General features: G+C 67.3%; 9 protein-coding genes. 2 read left to right on the top strand and 7 right to left on the bottom strand.

Going from position 1 to position 18086, the window contains the following annotated elements:
* Positions 1 to 622 precede the first annotated feature (622 nt).
* On the top strand, positions 623 to 7300 hold the full coding sequence (locus AB0L65_RS57900) for a DUF5615 family PIN-like protein (protein WP_364265344.1): 6678 nt from the start codon (positions 623 to 625) through the stop codon (positions 7298 to 7300).
* Positions 7297 to 7992: a DUF3027 domain-containing protein gene (locus AB0L65_RS57895; protein ID WP_364265342.1), complete on the top strand. Its 696-nt coding sequence runs from the start codon at positions 7297 to 7299 to the stop codon at positions 7990 to 7992. Before AB0L65_RS57900 ends, AB0L65_RS57895 begins: the two co-directional genes overlap by 4 nt.
* A 301-nt stretch (positions 7993 to 8293) precedes the next feature.
* On the opposite strand, the gene AB0L65_RS57890 is transcribed toward AB0L65_RS57895, so the two are convergent.
* The 7 genes from AB0L65_RS57890 to AB0L65_RS57860 all read right to left on the bottom strand — a co-directional run bounded on the left by AB0L65_RS57890 (position 8294) and on the right by AB0L65_RS57860 (position 17869).
* Complete coding sequence (locus tag AB0L65_RS57890) at positions 8294 to 9592, bottom strand: hypothetical protein (RefSeq protein ID WP_364265340.1); 1299 nt, start codon at positions 9590 to 9592, stop codon at positions 8294 to 8296.
* A 21-nt stretch (positions 9593 to 9613) separates the two neighbouring features.
* On the bottom strand, positions 9614 to 10603 hold the full coding sequence (locus AB0L65_RS57885; protein WP_364265338.1) for a LacI family DNA-binding transcriptional regulator: 990 nt from the start codon (positions 10601 to 10603) through the stop codon (positions 9614 to 9616).
* Positions 10604 to 10629: 26 nt separating this feature from the next.
* Positions 10630 to 12330 (bottom strand): glycoside hydrolase family 36 protein, encoded by a 1701-nt coding sequence (locus AB0L65_RS57880; protein WP_364265336.1) that lies wholly within the window; start codon positions 12328 to 12330, stop codon positions 10630 to 10632.
* 2 nt (positions 12331 to 12332) lie between these two features.
* Positions 12333 to 13154: a carbohydrate ABC transporter permease gene (locus AB0L65_RS57875; RefSeq protein WP_364265334.1), complete on the bottom strand. Its 822-nt coding sequence runs from the start codon at positions 13152 to 13154 to the stop codon at positions 12333 to 12335.
* The gene (locus AB0L65_RS57870) at positions 13151 to 14008 is read right to left on the bottom strand and encodes a sugar ABC transporter permease (protein WP_364265332.1); all 858 of its coding nucleotides are present in this window, start codon (positions 14006 to 14008) and stop codon (positions 13151 to 13153) included. Before AB0L65_RS57870 ends, AB0L65_RS57875 begins: the two co-directional genes overlap by 4 nt.
* Entirely contained in the window at positions 14005 to 15312 is a 1308-nt protein-coding gene (locus tag AB0L65_RS57865; RefSeq protein WP_364265330.1) for an extracellular solute-binding protein, read from the bottom strand. The genes AB0L65_RS57870 and AB0L65_RS57865 overlap by 4 nt, the downstream gene beginning before the upstream one ends.
* A gap of 424 nt (positions 15313 to 15736) precedes the next feature.
* The gene (locus AB0L65_RS57860; protein WP_364265328.1) at positions 15737 to 17869 is read right to left on the bottom strand and encodes a M9 family metallopeptidase; all 2133 of its coding nucleotides are present in this window, start codon (positions 17867 to 17869) and stop codon (positions 15737 to 15739) included.
* Positions 17870 to 18086: the final 217 nt, after the last annotated feature.

The raw sequence follows: 18086 nt of genomic DNA, 5'->3' as shown, positions 1-18086 counted from the left end.
CTCTCCTGTCCGTGTCGATCACGAAGGTCTTCTTACCGGGAATGGCCTCATCGAAGGGCTGGTGCAGTGAAATTTCATCCGGTTCAACGCATTGCCTTGGTCGCGGGTCGTATCCGATGAAGCTTTCAGAAAAAGGTTTGTCGGGGTGCGGGGGGCGCGAGGCGTTTCCGCTCTTCAGCCGCGAGCGTCTCCGTCCGGCTCCTCTTTTCCATGATGTCGCATGACGGAGCTGTGGCATGCCTGCGTGGTCGTGGGCTCAGGCTTCCCCTGACGAGAGACAAGCGTCCGGGTCGGCATTTTGGGATGTGGTGGGCCAAAGTCAACGGTTATAGAGGCTGCCTCTACATATGTTCTACATTCCGGCGGTCGCCAAAGATGTGACGCAGATCACACGGGCGAATTCCTGTCCGGCCTGGCTGTTCCGTATGAGTCGGTTGACATGGAGTTCGCCTCGCTGTGAATCCCGAAAGCAACATTCCGTAGTGCCCATTGCCGGTATGTAGGTATTGACCATGTGGTGATCGTCTATCACGATCCGAACGATCGTCTTTATCAAGTCCTTATGGCGCAACGCGGCCCTGTTCCCGGGGTCTGCGTCAGCGTGCCGTGAAGAGGTGGCGACATGCGGGTATGGCGGCGGTTACGGACGATGGTGCTGGTCATCGCGGTGGCGATGGCGGTGTTGATTTCCGGGTTGGGGGTGCCGGACAACCTCGTCGTCCCCGCGGCGGCGTCGGTGGAGGGGCCGGATCCGGAGACGTCGGTGGACGGTCGTCCGGTGGCGAAGGAGAAGGCGGCCAAGGGGGCGGAGGAGTCCCAGCCGCAGGTCGAGCGCAAGGAGCCGGTGTGGCCGCAGCCGGGTACCGCTGAGGTGGATCCTGGCGCGAAGGCGGTTGCGGCGGGCGGGCTGCCGGTCCGGATCTCCGAGGTCAAGGGCGCCGCCGACGTCGGCACGGTGAAGGTGGAGACGCTGCCTGCCGACACCGTAAGGAAGCTCGGCGGAGTGGGCATCGCCGCCCGGCTGACCGGCCAGAGCGCCGGGAAGGTGCGGGCGGAGTTCTCGTACGCGGGCTTCCGTGACGCCTACGGCGGCAACTTCGCCACCCGCCTGCAGGTGCTCCGTGTGCCGGCGTGTGCGCTGACGACCCCGCGCCCGCGCGATTGCGTGGTGCGGCCGCAGCAGGTGAAGGCGCACAACGACATCAAGACCGGCACGCTGACCGCCGATATCGACACCGATCCCGCGTCCGGCAAGGCGGCCCCGCTGACCCTGTCGAAGAGCCAGACCGGCAAGGACACCAAGGCGGCCGACGCCCGCGCGGCGCAGGCGTTCACGTCCGGCTCGGTGTACGTGCTGGCGGCCGGCATGACCGGCCCGGACGGCAACTTCGGCGCCACCGACCTGAAGCCGTCGGGCACCTGGCAGGCGGGCACCTCGGGCGGCGGGTTCTCCTATGACTACCCCCTGCCGGAGGCACCGTCGCCGGTGGGCAACGGGCCGAACCTGTCGCTGCAGTACGACGCCTCCTCCGTGGACGGCGAAGGCAACTGGACCAACAACCAGTCCGGCGTGACCGGGATCGGCTGGAACCTGTCGGCCGGGTTCATCGAGCGGAAGTACCGCCGCTGTACGGCCCGGAACGAGTACGACCCCGACACCGCCGAGCTGATCTGGTACGCCGACGAGAACGGCCCCTACGCTTCGGCGGTGTGCTGGGAGTCGCCGGATGAGCTGGCGACCGACGTCACCAAGGATTACACGCAGTCGGAGCTGGTGCTGAACCTGGCCGGCCGCTCGGCCTCGATCGTCAAGGACCGCACCAGCGGATTGTGGAAGACGGTGCCGGACTTCGGCTGGAAGATCGAGCAGTTGACCGGCGGCGCGGACGGCCTGGAGTACTGGAAGGTCACCTCCTCCGACGGGCAGGTGCACCGCTTCGGCTACGCCAAGGACGCCCAGTGGCAGCTGCAGTACATCGGCAACCAGCGGGGCGAGCCGTGCTCTGACCGCTACTTCAACGACATGATCCCGCCCACCTGCGCCGGTGTTTGGCGGTGGAACCTGGATCAGTCGATCGACGCCAACGAGAACGTCATCGACTACACCTATGAGCGCGAGACCAGCTACTTCTGCATGCCGGGCTGCGACTACGAGACCTACAGGGTCCTGCCGTACGACCGGGGCGGTTTCCTCAAGCAGATCAGCTACGGCCACAACACCCAGGTGAGCGGGAGCACACCGACCTCGCGGATGACGTTCACCACCTCAGACCGCGGCGGCCTGGACGTGCCGACCGACCTGACCTGCGGTCCCACCTGCACCACCAACGACGCGATCGCCTTCTACTCCACTCGCAAGCTCGATTCGATCCTCACGGAATCCAAGAACCCCACCAGCGGGGCGTGGGAGCCGGACACGCGTACCGACTTCCGCTACCGGTGGATCTACACCCGGACCGACTTCGGCCCCGCCTATGACCCGGTGCTGTGGCTGGACAGCGTGCAGCAGACCGGTCTGGCCGGCACGACGTCGCAGAAGCTGCCACCGGTGAGCTTCGACGCCACCATGGTCGCGGGCCGGATGGACTACGACAACTGGTCGGACTGGACCGACTTCCTCTCCTGGCGCATGGTGCCCCGGGTGGCCGGGATCGGCAACGGGATGGGCGGCCGGATCGAGGTCACCTACGGCCAGGCCGACCCGTGCGGCGGCGGCAAGGGCCGCGACGGCACCAGCTACTTACCCGACGGCACCGGCGACTGCTACAAGGTCGACTACGACTACAACGAGGAGACCGGCTACGAGAGCTGGGGCCGCTTCTTCAAACAGCTCGCGATGAAGGTGGTCGAGCGTGACCTGGTCGGCGGCTCGCCCGACATGGTGACCAGCTACGACTACCTCGGCGGGCCGCGCTGGACCAACCCGCTCTCCTTCGCCCAGCCCGACCTCGCCCCTACCGGCAGCGACTGGCGCGGTTACGGCACCGTCCGCACCACCCGCGGCTCCGGCAGCGATCCGAACGGCTACACCGTCACCTCCGACACCTTCTACCGCGGCATCGACGGCGCCACCATCACCACCTTCGAGGGCACCACCGCCACCGACTCCCGCGACCTGCAGGGCCAGCTGCTGCAGGAGCAGACCTGGAAGCTGACCGCCACCGACCCGCGCGCCTACACCGAGGCCGAATCCACCCGCTACGAATACCAGGTCGCCTCCACCGGCACCGGCCCCGGCGTCCTGGACCCGGCCTTCGTCCACCGCACCCGCGAACGCACCCGCGAACTGGTCACCGGCGGCACCTGGCGGTGGAGCGACCAGCGCACCGCCTACAACGGCGACGGCCAGCCCATCACGGTGAACGACTACGGCGACACCTCCATCACCAGCGACAACACCTGCACCAGCATTGCGTACGCCCGCAACCCGGCCAACGGCATCACCAGCCTGCCCTCGGTGGCCGAGAAGCGCTCCGGCGACAGCTGCACGAGCGGCACGCTGATCGGCAAGTCCATCACCTTGTATGACGGCGGTACCGACCCGGCCACCAACACCCCCTCCGACGGCAACGTCACCGAGACGCGTTCCTACGCCAGTGCAACGTCGATCTCGGTCACCAAGGGCACCTTCGACGACTACGGCCGCCCGCTGACTGCCACCGATGCCATGGGCAAGGTCACCACCACCGCCTACCAGCCTGCGGTGGGATGGCCGCACCAGGGAGTCACGGTCACCAACCCGCTCGGCCACACCGTCACCACCACGTCCTCGCATCGCAATGGCCTGCCCACCAAACTCGTCGACGCCAACAACAAGATCACTGAAGTCGGCTACGACGCACTCGGACGGGCATCCGCGCTTTGGGAGCCCGGTCAGCCGCGCAGCACCCCGACCGCGACCGTCGCCTACGACATTCCCTTTGACGGCAACCTTGGCCAGCCCACCGCCCCGGCCAAGACCACGTTGCGCAAACTGCTGCGCGGTACGACATACCTGTCCACCTACAGCTACGAGGACGGCTTCGGCCGGCCGCGTGAAACCCAGACCGATTCGCCTGCCGGTGGCCGCGTGGTCATGGTGACCGCCTACGACACTCGCGGCCTCCAGGCGACGTCCTCCCAACCGGTGCACAACACGGGAGCCCCCGGCAGCGGCTTGCTGAACCCGTCATTGACCACGCTCCCGTCGTGGACCAAGACCGTCTACGACAGCATGGAACGCCCGACTGCGGTCATCGACTACCACCTGGCCACCGAGTTTCGCCGCACTACGACCGCCTACCCCGGCCTGGACCGGGTCGAGGTCGTTCCGCCGGTCGGTGGTAAGACCGTCTCTGTCTCCGACGTCTTCGACCGCACCGTCAAGACTGAGGAGTGGAAGGACGGCACCACCCACCACGACACCACCTACAGCTACAACGCGGCCGGCAACCTCTCAAAGATCACCGATGCCAACGGCAACGTCCGCACGTTCACGTACGACTGGCTCAGCCGCCGGACTGCGGCTACCGACCCCGACGCCGGGTCGTCCTCGTACGGCTACGACGCCGCAGGCCGGCCGTCCTGGACCATTGACGGCAACGGCGGCAAGGTCTCCACTGTCTACGATGATCTGGGCAGACGCGTCAGCCAATGGACAGGCGAGCCGCAGACGGGAACCAGACTCGCTGAATGGACTTATGACTCCATTGCCAAGGGGCATCCGACGGCCGCCATTCGCTACGCCGGCTCCAACGCCTACGTGGATGCCATCACCTCGTACGACAACTCCTACCGGGCGACCGGCACCAAGCTGAGCATCCCGGCCGCCGAGGGGGCGTTGGCGGGCGAGTACGAGTTCACCGCGAGCTACGACGCGGCCGGCAACCTGATCCGTCAGGGCATGCCCGGCAAGGGCGATCTGGCATCCGAGACGCTCGCCTTCGGGTACACCGATCTCGGGCTGGTCAAGGACCTCACCTCCGACTACGGCGGTGGCACCACCTACGTCAAGGAAACGGTCTTCTCCGCCACCGCCCGGCTCAACGAGCGCTCCTACGGTGCCAACTCCCAGGTCAAGCGCACCTACACCTGGGACGAGGGCACTGGCTGGCTCAGCCGCCTCACCACGACCTCCGGCTCGCAGATCGCCCAGGACGACACCTTCACCTACAACAAGGGCGGCCAGCTCACCCGCATCCAGGACACCCCGGCCGGTCAGTACGAATGCTTCGGATACGACGGCCTCGACCGGCTGACCACCGCCTTCACCACCGCCGGCGCCTCGTGCACGGCCGGTGATGGCCAGGGCATCGACCCGTACAACCAGTCATTCACCTACGACGCGGTCGGCAACCTCCAGACCATCACCGACAACGGTGTCACCTCCACCTACGGCTACCCGGCACCAGGCGCGGCCGCGACCCGGCCCAATGCCGTCACCTCCATCACCCGCCCCGGCCGCACCGACACCTACGGCTACGATGCCGCCGGTCAGCTCGTCGCCCGCACGGTCGACGGCAAGCAGTCCACCTTCACCTGGAACGCCCTGGGGCAGATGGACAAGGCCGTCGTCAACGGCGCCGAGACGTCGATGGTCTACGACGCCGACGGTGAGCGGCTCATTCGCCGCGACCCCGACGGCTCCTCCACCCTCTACCTCGGCGGCATGGAGGTACGGGCGACCGGCGGCATCGCCAAGGCCACCCGCTACTACTCCGGTCCTGACGGCGCCGTGGTCGCGATGCGGACATCGGGCGGCATCCAGTGGCTGGCCTCGGGCATGCATGGGTCCACTCAACTCGCCGTGGACGACAGCACAGGTCAGGTCTCCCGCGAGCGCTACCTTCCCTACGGTCAGCGGCGCGGAGGCGATGATCTGCCCTTCACCGACAGGGGGTTCCTCGGCAAGGTCGAGGACTCGGCCACCGGCCTTAATTACCTGTCGGCCCGTTACTACGACCCTGCGATCGCCAAGTTCGTGTCCACGGACCCGCTCCTGGACTTGACCAAACCGCAATGGACCAATCCCTACTCCTACGCCGGCAACAATCCCGTGGGCGCCTCCGACCCCACGGGACTGAAAGTGATCGACGACGCGGGCTCCGCTGACGCGTGTGCCAAGCCCAAGAGCGTCGCATGCAAGGCCAAGCGCAAGCAGGAGGCGGACGCCGCCGTGCGCGCTGCCCAGGACGAAGTGCAACGGCAGCTCAAGGCGCTCATCGACGCCGTCCTGGCCATCGCGAAGATCGCGGCCGACGAACTGGGCATCACCGCCGGAATCAAGTGCTTCACCACCGGAGACCTGGGAGCCTGCGGAGAGACCGCACTCAACATCCTCGGCTCGCTGGCAGGCGGTCTCGCCGGAAAGCTCGCGGCGAAGTACGCCCTGCCCTGGAAGTGGAAGAAGGCCTACGAGCTAGGCAAACGCGTCTGGAAGCATGCCGGCGACGCCATCAGCGCCTTCAAGAACTGGCTCGCGTCGAAGGACAAACTCAAGATCGCCGAGAGAGTCAGGGAAGCGGCGACCAAGGAATTAGGCGACTGCAACAGCTTCGTTCCCGGCACCTTGGTCGTGATGGCTGACGGAAGCACCAAGCCGATCGAAGACGTCGACGTGGGCGATCACGTTCTGGCCACCGATCCGGAAACGGGCGAACGGTCGGCCCAGCCGGTGCTGGCGCGTATCACCGGCGAGGGCGCCAAGAACCTCGTGCGGATCTCGGTCCGGACCGAGGACGGCTCGGGAGTGGTGATCGCGACCGCCGAACACCCGTTCTGGGTGGAGGATCTGAAGGCATGGGTGGGCGCCACCCGGCTGTCGCCAGGCATGTGGCTCAAGACCGGAGCCGGTACGCATGTCCAGGTCGCGGCGGTCGCCAAGTGGACCAGCGCCAAGCAGGACGTCTACAACCTCACCGTCGCGGGCCCGCACACCTACCACGTGGCGGCGGCGAGCACCGACGTCCTGGTTCACAACGACAACCCGTCGTGCGATCTCTCGGCGGCGATGAAGCGGGCCCTTGCGAAAAAGGCCGGGTTCAGCGGGGTGGGTGAGCGGCTGCTCGTCGACGAGAACCTCTCTCCCGGCCTGGCCGCCTTCCTGCGAAAGCAGGGATTCGACGCCCGGAGTGTCCAGGAGATGGGCCTCAAGGGCGCGAAGGATCCGGAACTCGCTCGGCTCGCCGAGCAACTCGGCGCGAAGGTGGTGACCCGGGATCGCGGGCGGCAAATGGATGGCGGTTTCGGTCGGAACGCGATCCAGATAAACTCGAAGATCAATAGTTTCGCGGCGATCCTGAGGATCATCACCGGCAAATGACAGGCATTCCGGGCCACGCCGGCCCGAACGCAGCCGAGCTTTCCGCGATCCACCGGCGGTGGATCGCGGAGCGGCATCGGCGTACCGAGGATCCCGATTATCGGGAGCAGTGGTACTACGAGCAGTGCGGCAGCTGCCGGTTCTGGTTGCCGCTGTCCGGGGAACTGGGCACGGACTACGGCGCGTGCGCGAACCCGGCTTCATCCTTCGACGGCCGGGTCCGTTTCGAGCATGACGGGTGTGAGGCGTTCGAGGAGGCGGGAGCCTGGTCCACGCCGGAGGATCATGACGCTCACCGACGGTGGAGGCTGTACCTGCACGCTCTGGACGGTATGGACGAGCGCGGCCTGGCGCTGCTCCGCGATGCCCTCGCTGAAGAGCCCGACCGGGGGATGGCGCTGGCCGTGGTCTTGCGTGCGCTGGAGGCGGTGGGCGCGAGCGAGCGGCAGGAGTGGATCGAGCTCGTGCCGCCGGGGCAGGACCGGGAGCATGCCGAGGCACGAGTCAGAGACCTCGACTTCTTGGCGGGCGGACCGACCGGTGCGCCCGACGATTGGTCGGACTGGATGCAGCAACGGCTGGCGGCGACGAGTTCGGACCTCGCGATGCTGGACATCCTCGCCCAAGCGGGGCGCACAAAACGCGTCAGGCGGATGGCCGCCGAGCGCAGGCGGGTGATGGGAGGTCCATGATCTCTCCGGTAGAGCAGCAACTGTCGCGCTCTGCTGCCGTAACCTCGGGTGCGGCGTCCGGGAGCTTCGGGTCGCTGTCCTGCATCACCATCAGCCGTGTCCTGTACCGCTTCACCAGAGCCGGTCGGCGTGACCTCATCGCGGCCGTTCGCCGAGCTGACGGCGGAGCATCTGGTCGTACCGGCCCACCCACCAAGATCTTCAGGACACTCCTGGTACGAGGACCATGGGAGTCCCCGAGAGCCTCCTGGCGTCGGGGGAGTCGCACCTCCTTCACGCTGATGCAGGAGCCGGCCGAGGTTCATCCGCCGTATGGCGCGGGTCCCGGGCTGTCTGACGTTCGCCGCTCTCCAGGGCGAATCGGTACGCCGTCCCAGGTATAGGTAACGTCCGCCGACATGTTGACCAGAGTGGTCGCATCGTGCTCGCACCGTACGGAGATGTGGCCGCGCCCGACGGGGATCCCGCTCACCTTCAGCCAGTCCACCTCGGCGGGCAGCGTGGAGTGGATCTCGACAGTCCCTCGTGGCGCGTCCGGCCGGACACCGAGCATGCCCGTCACGACCTGGCTGACCAGCGTGAAGGGCACCTCGGGATAGTCGCCGTTGAGCCCTCCGGCGACGTGCGGGAGATTCCGTGCGGCGAAGATCTCCCGCATCCACTTCCAGGCCGTGTCGGGCCGGCCGTGCCGGAAGAAGACGTCGGGCAGGTAGGTGAGTGCTTCCACGTTCTCCGCGCGGCCTTGGGCGTCGACGAAGTCGAGGTAGCTCTCGTTGCGCGATCCGGCGTCGATGAGGCCCTTCAGCGGCATGAACACGCTGTTCTCGCCGCCCCATCCGGTTACGCCGCGGCCGTCCACGGTGTAGCCCCTGATCATGTCCTTGCCGCTGCCCGTGCCGGTCCAGACCTGATTGAAGTGTCGCTTGAGCTCGGCGGCCTCTCCGGCGAACGAGTCGTGGCCCAGCCCGGCCATCGCCAGGTAGGCGGCGTATCGCGCGGCCATCGCGTCGCCCGCCTCGGCCAGAGGCTCCCCGCTCAGCTCGTTGTAGGTGGCCACCCCGTCGAAGATGCCGCCGCCGGTGCCCCGTGCGGTGGCTGCGAAAGGGCCTGTGGTGTTCCGATAGAAGGCATGCAGCACCGGATCGTCCACGTAGACACTGTCGCCGGTCCAGCGGTAGGCGGTCTCGCCGGCTTCCACCAGCTCGAAGACGGCGGGAATCTCCCGGACGAACCGGTCGGGCCCGCGGTAGTCGATGGCCAGGTAGGAGCCGTCGAAGTTGAACGCCCAGACCGGGTAGTGGCCGTGTTCGGGTGTGGCCGAGGCGGCGAAACACTTCAGCATGGTCAGATTGGCCTCGTCGAGGCCGAGCAGGTGGGCGCCGGTGAGCTGGTGCACGAAGTCACGGGCGTAGAACCCGCTGCGGTGAGCGTAGCCGGCCCAGTACGACGGCAGGTACACACCGGTGCCCGTGCCGCCCGGCCTGGTTTCGTCGACGTTGACCGGGCCGATCGTGCCGCCGGTATGCGCCCAGCTCAGCGCCTTGCGGCAGGCCCACTCGAAGATCTCCACGACCTCGGTCGAGGAGGACGCTATTTCCATGAACGCACAATCCTCAGGGTGTCAGGGGAGGCTTGCCCGGACGATCGGCTCCGCGGGCAGCAGCAGACCCGCTTCGGGCGCGACCTGTTCCTCGATGAGCTGCAGCAGGCGGCTGACCAGGGCGTCGGCGAGCCGTCGCAGCGGGAGCCGCACCGTGGTCAGCGGCGGCTGCAGGAGCCGGGCGTAGGGCATGTCGTTGAAGCCGGTGATCGCCAGGTCCACCCCCACGGCCAGGCCCTCCGCCTGAGCGGCGGCATAGGCGCTCGGCGCCAGCCAGTCGTCGACCAGCACCAACGCCGACGGACGCGGTTGCCGCCGCAGCAGCGTCCGTGCCACATCGACGGCCTCTTCCGGTTCGTCGGCCGTGGCCTCATGCGCGACCAGCTTGAAACGGCGGACACCGGTACGGAAACCCTCGGTGCGATGGCGCAGCCAGGGCAGCTCCGCCGACATGCCCAGAAACGCCAGACGCCGGTGACCGCGCTCGGAGAGCAGCCCGACGACGTCGATCATCGCCTGTGCCGAGTCGACATCCACCCAAGCCTGGGGCAGTTCGGGTCCGGTCCGGCCGAACACTGCGAACGGGAAGCCCGTCTCGCTCAGGAAGCTCACCCGCGGGTCGCCTTCCACCACGTCTGAGAGCAGGAAGGCGTCAGCCGTCCGGGCCGCGATGACCTCCTCCAGCGCGCGCACCACCTCCTGCCCGGGGCGCGGCCGCACCAGCAGGATCCGGTACCCGGTCGCACCCGCCGCCGACACGAGCGCCTCCAGGAAGCCGCTCATCAGTGCGTTCGGGTTGGCCGGATCGGTCTCCGGCGTGGTGTAGGCGAGCACGCGCCGAGTCCCGGAGCGCAGGCTGCTGGCCGACTGGTCGGGGCGGTAGCCCATCTCCTCGATCAGCGCCGTGACCCGGTCCAGCGTCTCGGCGCGCAGCCGATGCGGCGCCCTAAGCGCATTGGAAACGGTCTGCCGGGATACACCGGCAGCGCGGGCGACGTCCTCGATGCTCACCCCGCGGGCCCGGCCTGCTGGCATGTTCAGATCTCCTCCTCGGTACGGCGCAGCCGTAGCAGCCCACCCACGGGGACCGTCACCAGAGTCGCTCCCGGAGCCAGGGACAGCCTGGCCTCGGACACCCGGGTCCCGCGACAGTCGTATGCCACGGACGTCACGGTCTGTGCCGCTTCGCCGTACAGCGCCACGCGCGTGTCGCCGGCAGCGTTGGCGACGAGCACTTCAGCCCATCCAGTCGCGGGAACCTCGACGGGGAGTGGGGCATAGCGGGCGATGACCATGGCGTGCCCATCGTAGGTCCACACGAGGGGATAGCCATGTTCGGGCTGGTCCGGCTTCAGGGTGCCGAGCTGCAGCGTGTCCAGGAACTCGCGGCAGATCCCCAGCCAGAACTTGATCACGGACAGCTGTCCCGGCCGCTGTGCCCGAAGGTCGACTGAGATCTGCGGTACCGAGAACAGCGCGTTGATCAGGTGGATGGCGACCTGCTCGTCCGGCTCCGACGGATGCCACATGATCATGTCGGAGTGCACGGCCCGCTGCCCCGAGATCAGCCGGAGGTCCACGGTCCGCTGCCGGTTCTCCTGCGGGCTCAGCGGGCAGTCCGTCGCGCGGATCATGTTGCCGTAGGGCCACAGCCCCGCACTGGTGTACGGCTGCCGGTACTCTACGAGGATCCCGGGCAGGCGCGCGTCCAGCTCGGCCATCAGGCGCAGGACTCCCTCGTCCACGTCGGAGCAGTCGGCGCCGGGCGTCGGCTCCGGATCGCCGCCGGGGGTGGCGAACTGGTCGACGAAGTCGATCTTCAGCCCGTCCATCTTCCACTCCTCGACCGCCCGGGCGAGCCGTTCGACCAGGTAGGCGCGAACGTCCGGATGGCGGGGGTCGAGCACGGCCGCGTCCATGAGCTCCAGGTAGCGCAGGAACTTCCCCTCGAAGCGGGCGAACGCCGCGCTGCCCTTGCCGATGAACGGGATCGCGTACCACAGCAGGTAGGCCAGGCCGAGGCCGTGCACGCGCTCGACGTGCGCGGCCATGTCGGGGAAGGCCGCGGCATTCGGCTCCCAGTCGCCGCAGTGGGCATAGCCCCGGGCGCGGTCGGCCGTCTGCCAGCCGTCGTCCACGATGATCGTGTCGCAACCCAACTCCTTGGCCAGGGCGGCCTGCCCTTCCACGCCCGCCTCGTCGACCTCCTGGTGCAGGCTGTACCAGGTCGAATAGGCGGGCAGGCGTGCCTGGCGGGGTGTATGCGGCTCGCCCCACCAGGTGGCGACCTCGGTCAGCGCCGCGGAGAAGTGCCGGTCGGACAGGTCGAGCCGGATGCGCAGCCCCCTGCCCTGGACGGTGATGGCGAACTCGCCGGTCTCCTCCATCACCCCGCCGGTGATCGACGTACGGCCGGCCACGTCGGCCAGCGCCACCGTGCACACGTTCGCGCCGTCCCGCCCGACCAGCGACGCGACAGGGGAGCCCGAGGTCAGGCGTGAGGTCATGGGGGCGTTCCAGATGGGCGGCACCCAGCGGGCACCCGTGCGCGGCGTCCAGTACGCGCTCACCTCGACGCACGGCATGCGCCACTGGGCCGCGCTCGCCTCCGGCGCGTCCAGCTCCCAGACGCGGTCGCCGGTCCTGGTCACCGTGACCTCCCCGTCGAGTGCGACCTCGACATCTCCGACCCGCACCGAGGTGGTGCCGAACACCGCACGCGGCTGCCACAGCTGCATGTCTATCCTTTCGTGGCCCCGGCCAGCAGGCCGGAGATGAACTGTTTCTGGAGGATGAGAAAGAGGACCATCATGGGCAGCGACGAGATCGCCGTGCCCACCATGACCTGGCCGAAGTCGGTCCTGGTCGTGGCCTGCAGAGAGGCGAGCGCGACGGGCAGCGTGTGCATCTCCGGGGTGCGCAGCGCGATCAGGGGCCACAGGAAGTCGTTCCACGAGCCGAGGAACAGGAAGACCGCCAGCGCCGCCAGCGCCGGCCGCATGACCGGCACCACGACACGCGACAGCACCCGCAGCTCGCCCGCCCCGTCCACGCGCGCCGCGTCGAGCAGCTCGTCGGGTACGGCCAGCAGCGATTGACGCATGAGGAAGATGCCGAACGGCACCGTCAGGCCCGGCAGGATCAGCGCCGGATAGCTGTCGATAAGCCCGATGTCGTTCATCATCTCGAAGACCGGGATGATCGTGACGCCGCCCGGGATGACCAGCGTCGACAGCAGCAGCACGAACAGCGCGTTCCTGCCGCGGAAGCTGAACTTGGCGAAGCCGTACCCGGCGAGCAGCGAGATCGCCAGCGCGCCGAGCGTGGTCGCCACCGCCACGAACAGCGTGTTGCCCAGGACGTGCAGCAGCCCGATGGACTCCTCCAGCTTCCTGGTGTTCTCCGCCAGTTGGTCGCCGGGGTAGAACTTCGGCGGGTTGGCGAAGATGTCGGAATTGGCGTGGGTGGCCGCCATCGCCATCCAGTAGAACGGGCCGACGCACAGCCCGAACACCGCGGCCAGGACAAACGTCAGCGGCCACCCCCTGACCAGCCGGATCATTTGCGCCCCCCGGTGAGCTTGATCTGCAACAGGCCGAACCCGGCGACCATGAGCGTCAGCGCGTAGGCGATCGCCGCCGCGTAACCGAAGTCGAAGTAGCGGAAGCCGTTCTGGTAGAGGTAGAGCGAGATGGTCAGCGTGGTGTTGTCCGGCCCGCCGCCCGTCAGCACGAACGGTTCGTCGAAGAGCTGCAGCGTGCCGATCGTCGACAGCACCACGGTCAGCAGCAGGATCGGCCGCAGCTGAGGGATCGTGATCGACCAGAATCTGCGCGCCGCCCCGGCCCCATCGACCATGGCCGCCTCGTAGAGCTCCCGCGGGATGCTCTGCAGCCCGGCCAGGTAGATGACCGCCGTGTAGCCGGTGTAGTGCCAGGTGAGCGCGATCACGATGGCGATACGGGCCCAGAACGGGCTGCCGAGCCAGTCGATGCGCTCGATGCCGAAGAACCCGAGCAGCCAGTTGAGCAGCCCGGACTCCTTGCTGAGGATCACCGAGAACATCACGCCGTAGGCGACCAGCCCGGTCAGCGACGGCATGAAGACGCCCAGCCGCCACACCCCGCGCAGCCGTACGAACGGGGAGTTGAGCCCCAGCGACAGCAGCAGCGCGAGGAAGAGCATGATCGGAACCTGGACGACCAGGATGAGCGCCGTGTTCCCGAGCGAGGTCCAGAACAGCGGGTCGGCCGCCAGCCGCGCGTAGTTGTCGAGCCCGGCGAAACCGCGCGCGGCGCCCGCGCCCGTGGTGAGGCTGATGTAGGCGGCGGCCAGGATCGGATAGGCCTTGAAGACGGCGAACCCCAGCAGGGCGGGTGCGATCAGCAGGTAGGGGATGTTCCTCCTGGTGATCATCCGGCCGCGGGCTTCCTGTTGGTCTGCTGCGCGACCAGCTTGGCAGCCTGGGCCAGGGTTGCGGCCGGGTCGGCGCCCTTCATCAGCACCTGGGTCTGCGCGTCGCTGGCGATCTTCAGCGCGCGGGCGTAGTCGCCGGAGTAGTAGGTGGCGTCGGCACCCTCGCCGAGCGAGTCGGTGAACGTCTTCAGCGCCGGCTGCCCGCCGTAGTAGGCGATGGGGGAAGTGAAGACGGGGTCGGCGTAGGCGGCGGTGAGAGCGGGGAACACGCCGCCCTCCCTGAACGCCTTGTTGATCATCTCGGGGCGGGTGAGGGCGTACTCGACGAACTTGAATGCCTCGGCCTTGTGCGGGCTGCCGCCCGCCACCGACAGGTGGGTGGAGTTGACGATCGCGGCCCGCTTCCCGCCCGGTGCCACGGCCGGTGGCTGCATGGCCCGCCACAGGCCCTTCTGCTCGGGGCGCATCTCGGGGATGTAGTTCACCGCCCAGGCCGGCCACGGCAGCACGGCCAGCTTGTTGCCGCTGACGAGCTGCTTGAAGGTGCCCTCACCGGAGGTGTCGGCGAGGATCCCCGCGTCGTTCATCTTCTTCAGCAGGGTCATGGCCCGTACGGCGGGTTCGCTGCCAAGGGTGACCTCACCCTGCTGGTTGAAGTAGAAGGCGCCCTGCTGCTGCAGGAGCATCTGGTAGAAGTCCATGTCGGCGCCGCCGGCCGCGGGCTTGTTCACGCCGACGAGGTAGGCGCCGGTCTTCGCCTTGAGCGTCTTGCCTGCCTCGATCAGGTCGTCCCAGGTCTGGATCTTCGCCGGGTCGATCCCGTCTTTCTCGAAAAGGTCGGTGCGGTAGAAAACGCCTGCCGGGTTGACCTCCCAGGGCAGCGCGTACACCCCGCCGTCCTTGCCGGTGACGGTGGGCCACAGCCCCTTGGCGAAGGCGTCCTTGTACTTCTCGGCGCCGAACTCGCGCAGGTCGGCCAGGCCGCCGGGGAACTTCTCCATGTAGCCCGGCAGGTAGTCGACCCCGATGTGGAGCACGTCGGCCAAGCCCTTGCCGCCCGCCGCCATGCCGATGGTGATCTTTTCCCAGATCGCCGGGTTGCCGACGGCCTGGACGTCGACCTTGATGCGGGGGTTGGCCTTCTCGAAGTCCTTGGCTACTGCTGCCAGGCCCGCCGAGGCGGGCTTCCAGGTCCACACGGTGATCTTCACTGGTGCGTTCGGGTCCTCGGCCTTGTCGCCGCAGCCGGCCAGAGTGAGTGAGAGAGCCGAGGTCAGGGCGAGGAATCCACGTCGACTGATCATGAGGTCTTGCCTTTCAGGGGGGTGCGCGCGTCACGCAGTGCCGAGGCCGGCCGCGTAACGCATTTTTGGGGGGCGTGCGGCGAGAGGCGGATCCAGCTCACCGGCTGGCCGCCGCGATCCGGATCGAATATGAACGTTCATATTGTGTAGGGAGAACAAGCAGGTCAGTCCCTCATCACTGGCCGTCTAGCTCGCAGAAGGCGTGTTTTTTTGTATGAACGTTCATATTGAGGACGCTCGTCTGGCTCCGCAAGGGGGCGGTGCGCAAAGATTGGATAACGGTCTCAGGCGAGCAGCCCGTCGGCCGTCCCCAGGTGCCTCAGTACCGCGGCCTCCGGCGAGGCGCTTCCATCATGGCGTGCGCCCCGGCCGGGCGGCATGCCTGGTCGGAGCGCTCACGCGGCGATCGAGTGATCTGATGGCGTCAGTATTCGGCCTTCACGGTGATTCCGCTGAAGTCCTTGTCCGCGTAGAGGGAGATGTAGTTGTAACCCGATCTCGGGTGGTCGATGGTGAGGGTCTCGGAGTTGCCGGCGTTCGTCGAACGCTGGGTGTTCTGCGTCGTCGTAGCCCAGGCACTGTCGCTGTAGTACAGGTCGGCGTTGCCGGTGCCGCCCGAAACCGTGATGGCGAGCTTCGCGGTGCCCTCCGGGATGTTCAGGTAGAAGTAGGCGTAGTTGCCCGAGGTCGCTGCCACGTTGCTGCGCGTGCAGTTCCGGCCGAGCTGACGGGTGTCGGTCCCGGTGCACTCGCCCCCGTCGCCTGTGCCATCGGACGCGATCGCGGACAGCCATGAGTACCAGTCGTCGTTGTAACGGCCGCCGATCGTGCTGGTGAGGAAGGTGCGGGCCCCGTCGTAGTCGCCGGTCCGGTAGCGGCCGAGCAGAGTGGTCATGTCGGCCGGGTGCTTTTCGAGCATGTACCGCACGGCCAGATATCCCCACCGGTAGGTACGGTTCGTGTCGGTGTTCTCATAGGTGGTGTCGAACAGCGTGTTGAGCGGGTAGGTCTTCTTGCCCGCCTCCTTGATCGCGGCCTCGTAGGTCTCCTTGCGGTAGGAGTAGGAGATGTACTCGGCGAACCCTTCGATCCACCAGACCGTCGGGGTCCTGGTGCCGGTGGCGAAGTCGCCGTACATGTCGAAGCGGCCGTCGAGGTAATGCGTGTACTCGTGGTTCAGGTTCCAGATGTCGAACTCGGGGCGCTTCCACTCAGCCTCGTAGGCGATGAAGCGCGGCTGGTTACCCGCGACGTTCGGCTCGCCTTCCAGGTACATGCCGCCGTTGTCGGTGCTGATGCCGAATATCTGACCGGCGTAGATCTGGTAGTCGGTGCTCGAGTGGAAGACGTTGACCTCGATCGTGATGTTGTTGTCGTCCGCGACCGCGCCGTTGTCCTTCACCACGCCGTGGAAGAACGCGTCCTGGCCCTTGAGGCTGGCGCAGGCCCGGTCGAGCTGGTCCTGAGTCATGACCTGGGCGCGGAACTTGATACTCGGGCTACATGTGAAACTGACCCTCAGGACGGCTTTCTTGAGCCTGTTCGCCAGGTCGCACGTTTGGTAATAGGAACAGCTCGCCTTGTCGTAGTAGTCGGTCATCCCGGCCACGGCGGCCCAGAGCGCGGCGGTGGGGCCGGTCATCTGGCTCCTGCCGAGCAGGCCCTTCAGCATCGGCTTGACCTTGGCCTGCAGCGACTGGTGCTGCAGGAACCGGCCCAGTTCCAGGCCCGCGTTCGAGGTGAGGTAGAAGCGTTCCGTGCCGAGCAGGTCGAGGTGCTTCGTCGCGAAGCCGTTCACCGTGTCCAGCACGCTCGGGTCGGCCTGAACGGCGGCGACGAACTCGGGGAGGTAGTGGCCACGAAACAGAATCGTGTAGACGTTGTTGACCGCCGCGACCATCCAGTAGTGCGCGTCGTAGGAGCTGTCGTAGGAGTTGAGCATCCGCTTCACGACAGCGAGGTAGCGGGCGTTCTCCCCGGCGCTGTCGATCAGGGTGACCGATTCGGCGAGGACCTCACCGCTCGCGTCGCTGACCGTCCCGGACTTGGCGTTGCCGAAGAAGGAGTCCAGGCCGGCCTCGATCGCGGCCTTCAGGCCCGGGCCGTAGTCGCCCACGTCACCGGAGTGGTAAAACCGCACGTAGTAGCCCGCGCGCAAATAAAGCACGATCTGGGCTGTGCCCAGGCTGTTGTCGCCCGGATACCGCGCACCGTCGTCGCGCAGCGCGTACGCGACGGTGGTCATCTGCGATTCGCGGAACGCATAGTAAGCATCGCTGCCGCTCAGGCCGAACAGGGTGTTGACGCAGTCGGTGCCAACGGACCTGATCTGCTGGACGAGGCCGCTCCCGGTGCGGCTGGTGAAGTCGCTCACATTGCACGGTGCGGTGGCCTGGGCACCCTTGAGCGCCTTCATGGATGGCCGGCTGGGCGCCAGATTCTCCGGCGCGTCATAATCCTGCCGCAGCGCGTCCTTCGACGTCGGCAGGGGAGCGCGCAGGGTGACAGGGAGTGGGGCCCGCTGGGTGTGCCGCGCTCCGTCGTCGGCGGTCGTCACGCGGGTCGGCGCCGGCCGGTTCGACGGTTGATCGGGAGGCGGCGTCGGGGCGGTGCCTGCCTTCGCCGGTACGGATGGCACGAAGACCAGGCCGATGGCTAATCCCAAGGTGGACAAGAACACGAGCAGTTTGGACAGTGATCTGCCGCCGGCAGATCGTGGCTGGGGCATCCTCACGGACAACCTCCTGGGGCTTGGCACTGGCTGTGAGGTTCGG

Source organism: Nonomuraea sp. NPDC052116 (assembly GCF_040680035.1).
In the GTDB taxonomy this organism is placed as follows: Bacteria; Actinomycetota; Actinomycetes; order Streptosporangiales; family Streptosporangiaceae; genus Nonomuraea; species Nonomuraea angiospora_A.
Note: the sequence above shows the minus strand (reverse complement) of the source record. Positions and strands in the feature narration are given on the sequence as shown.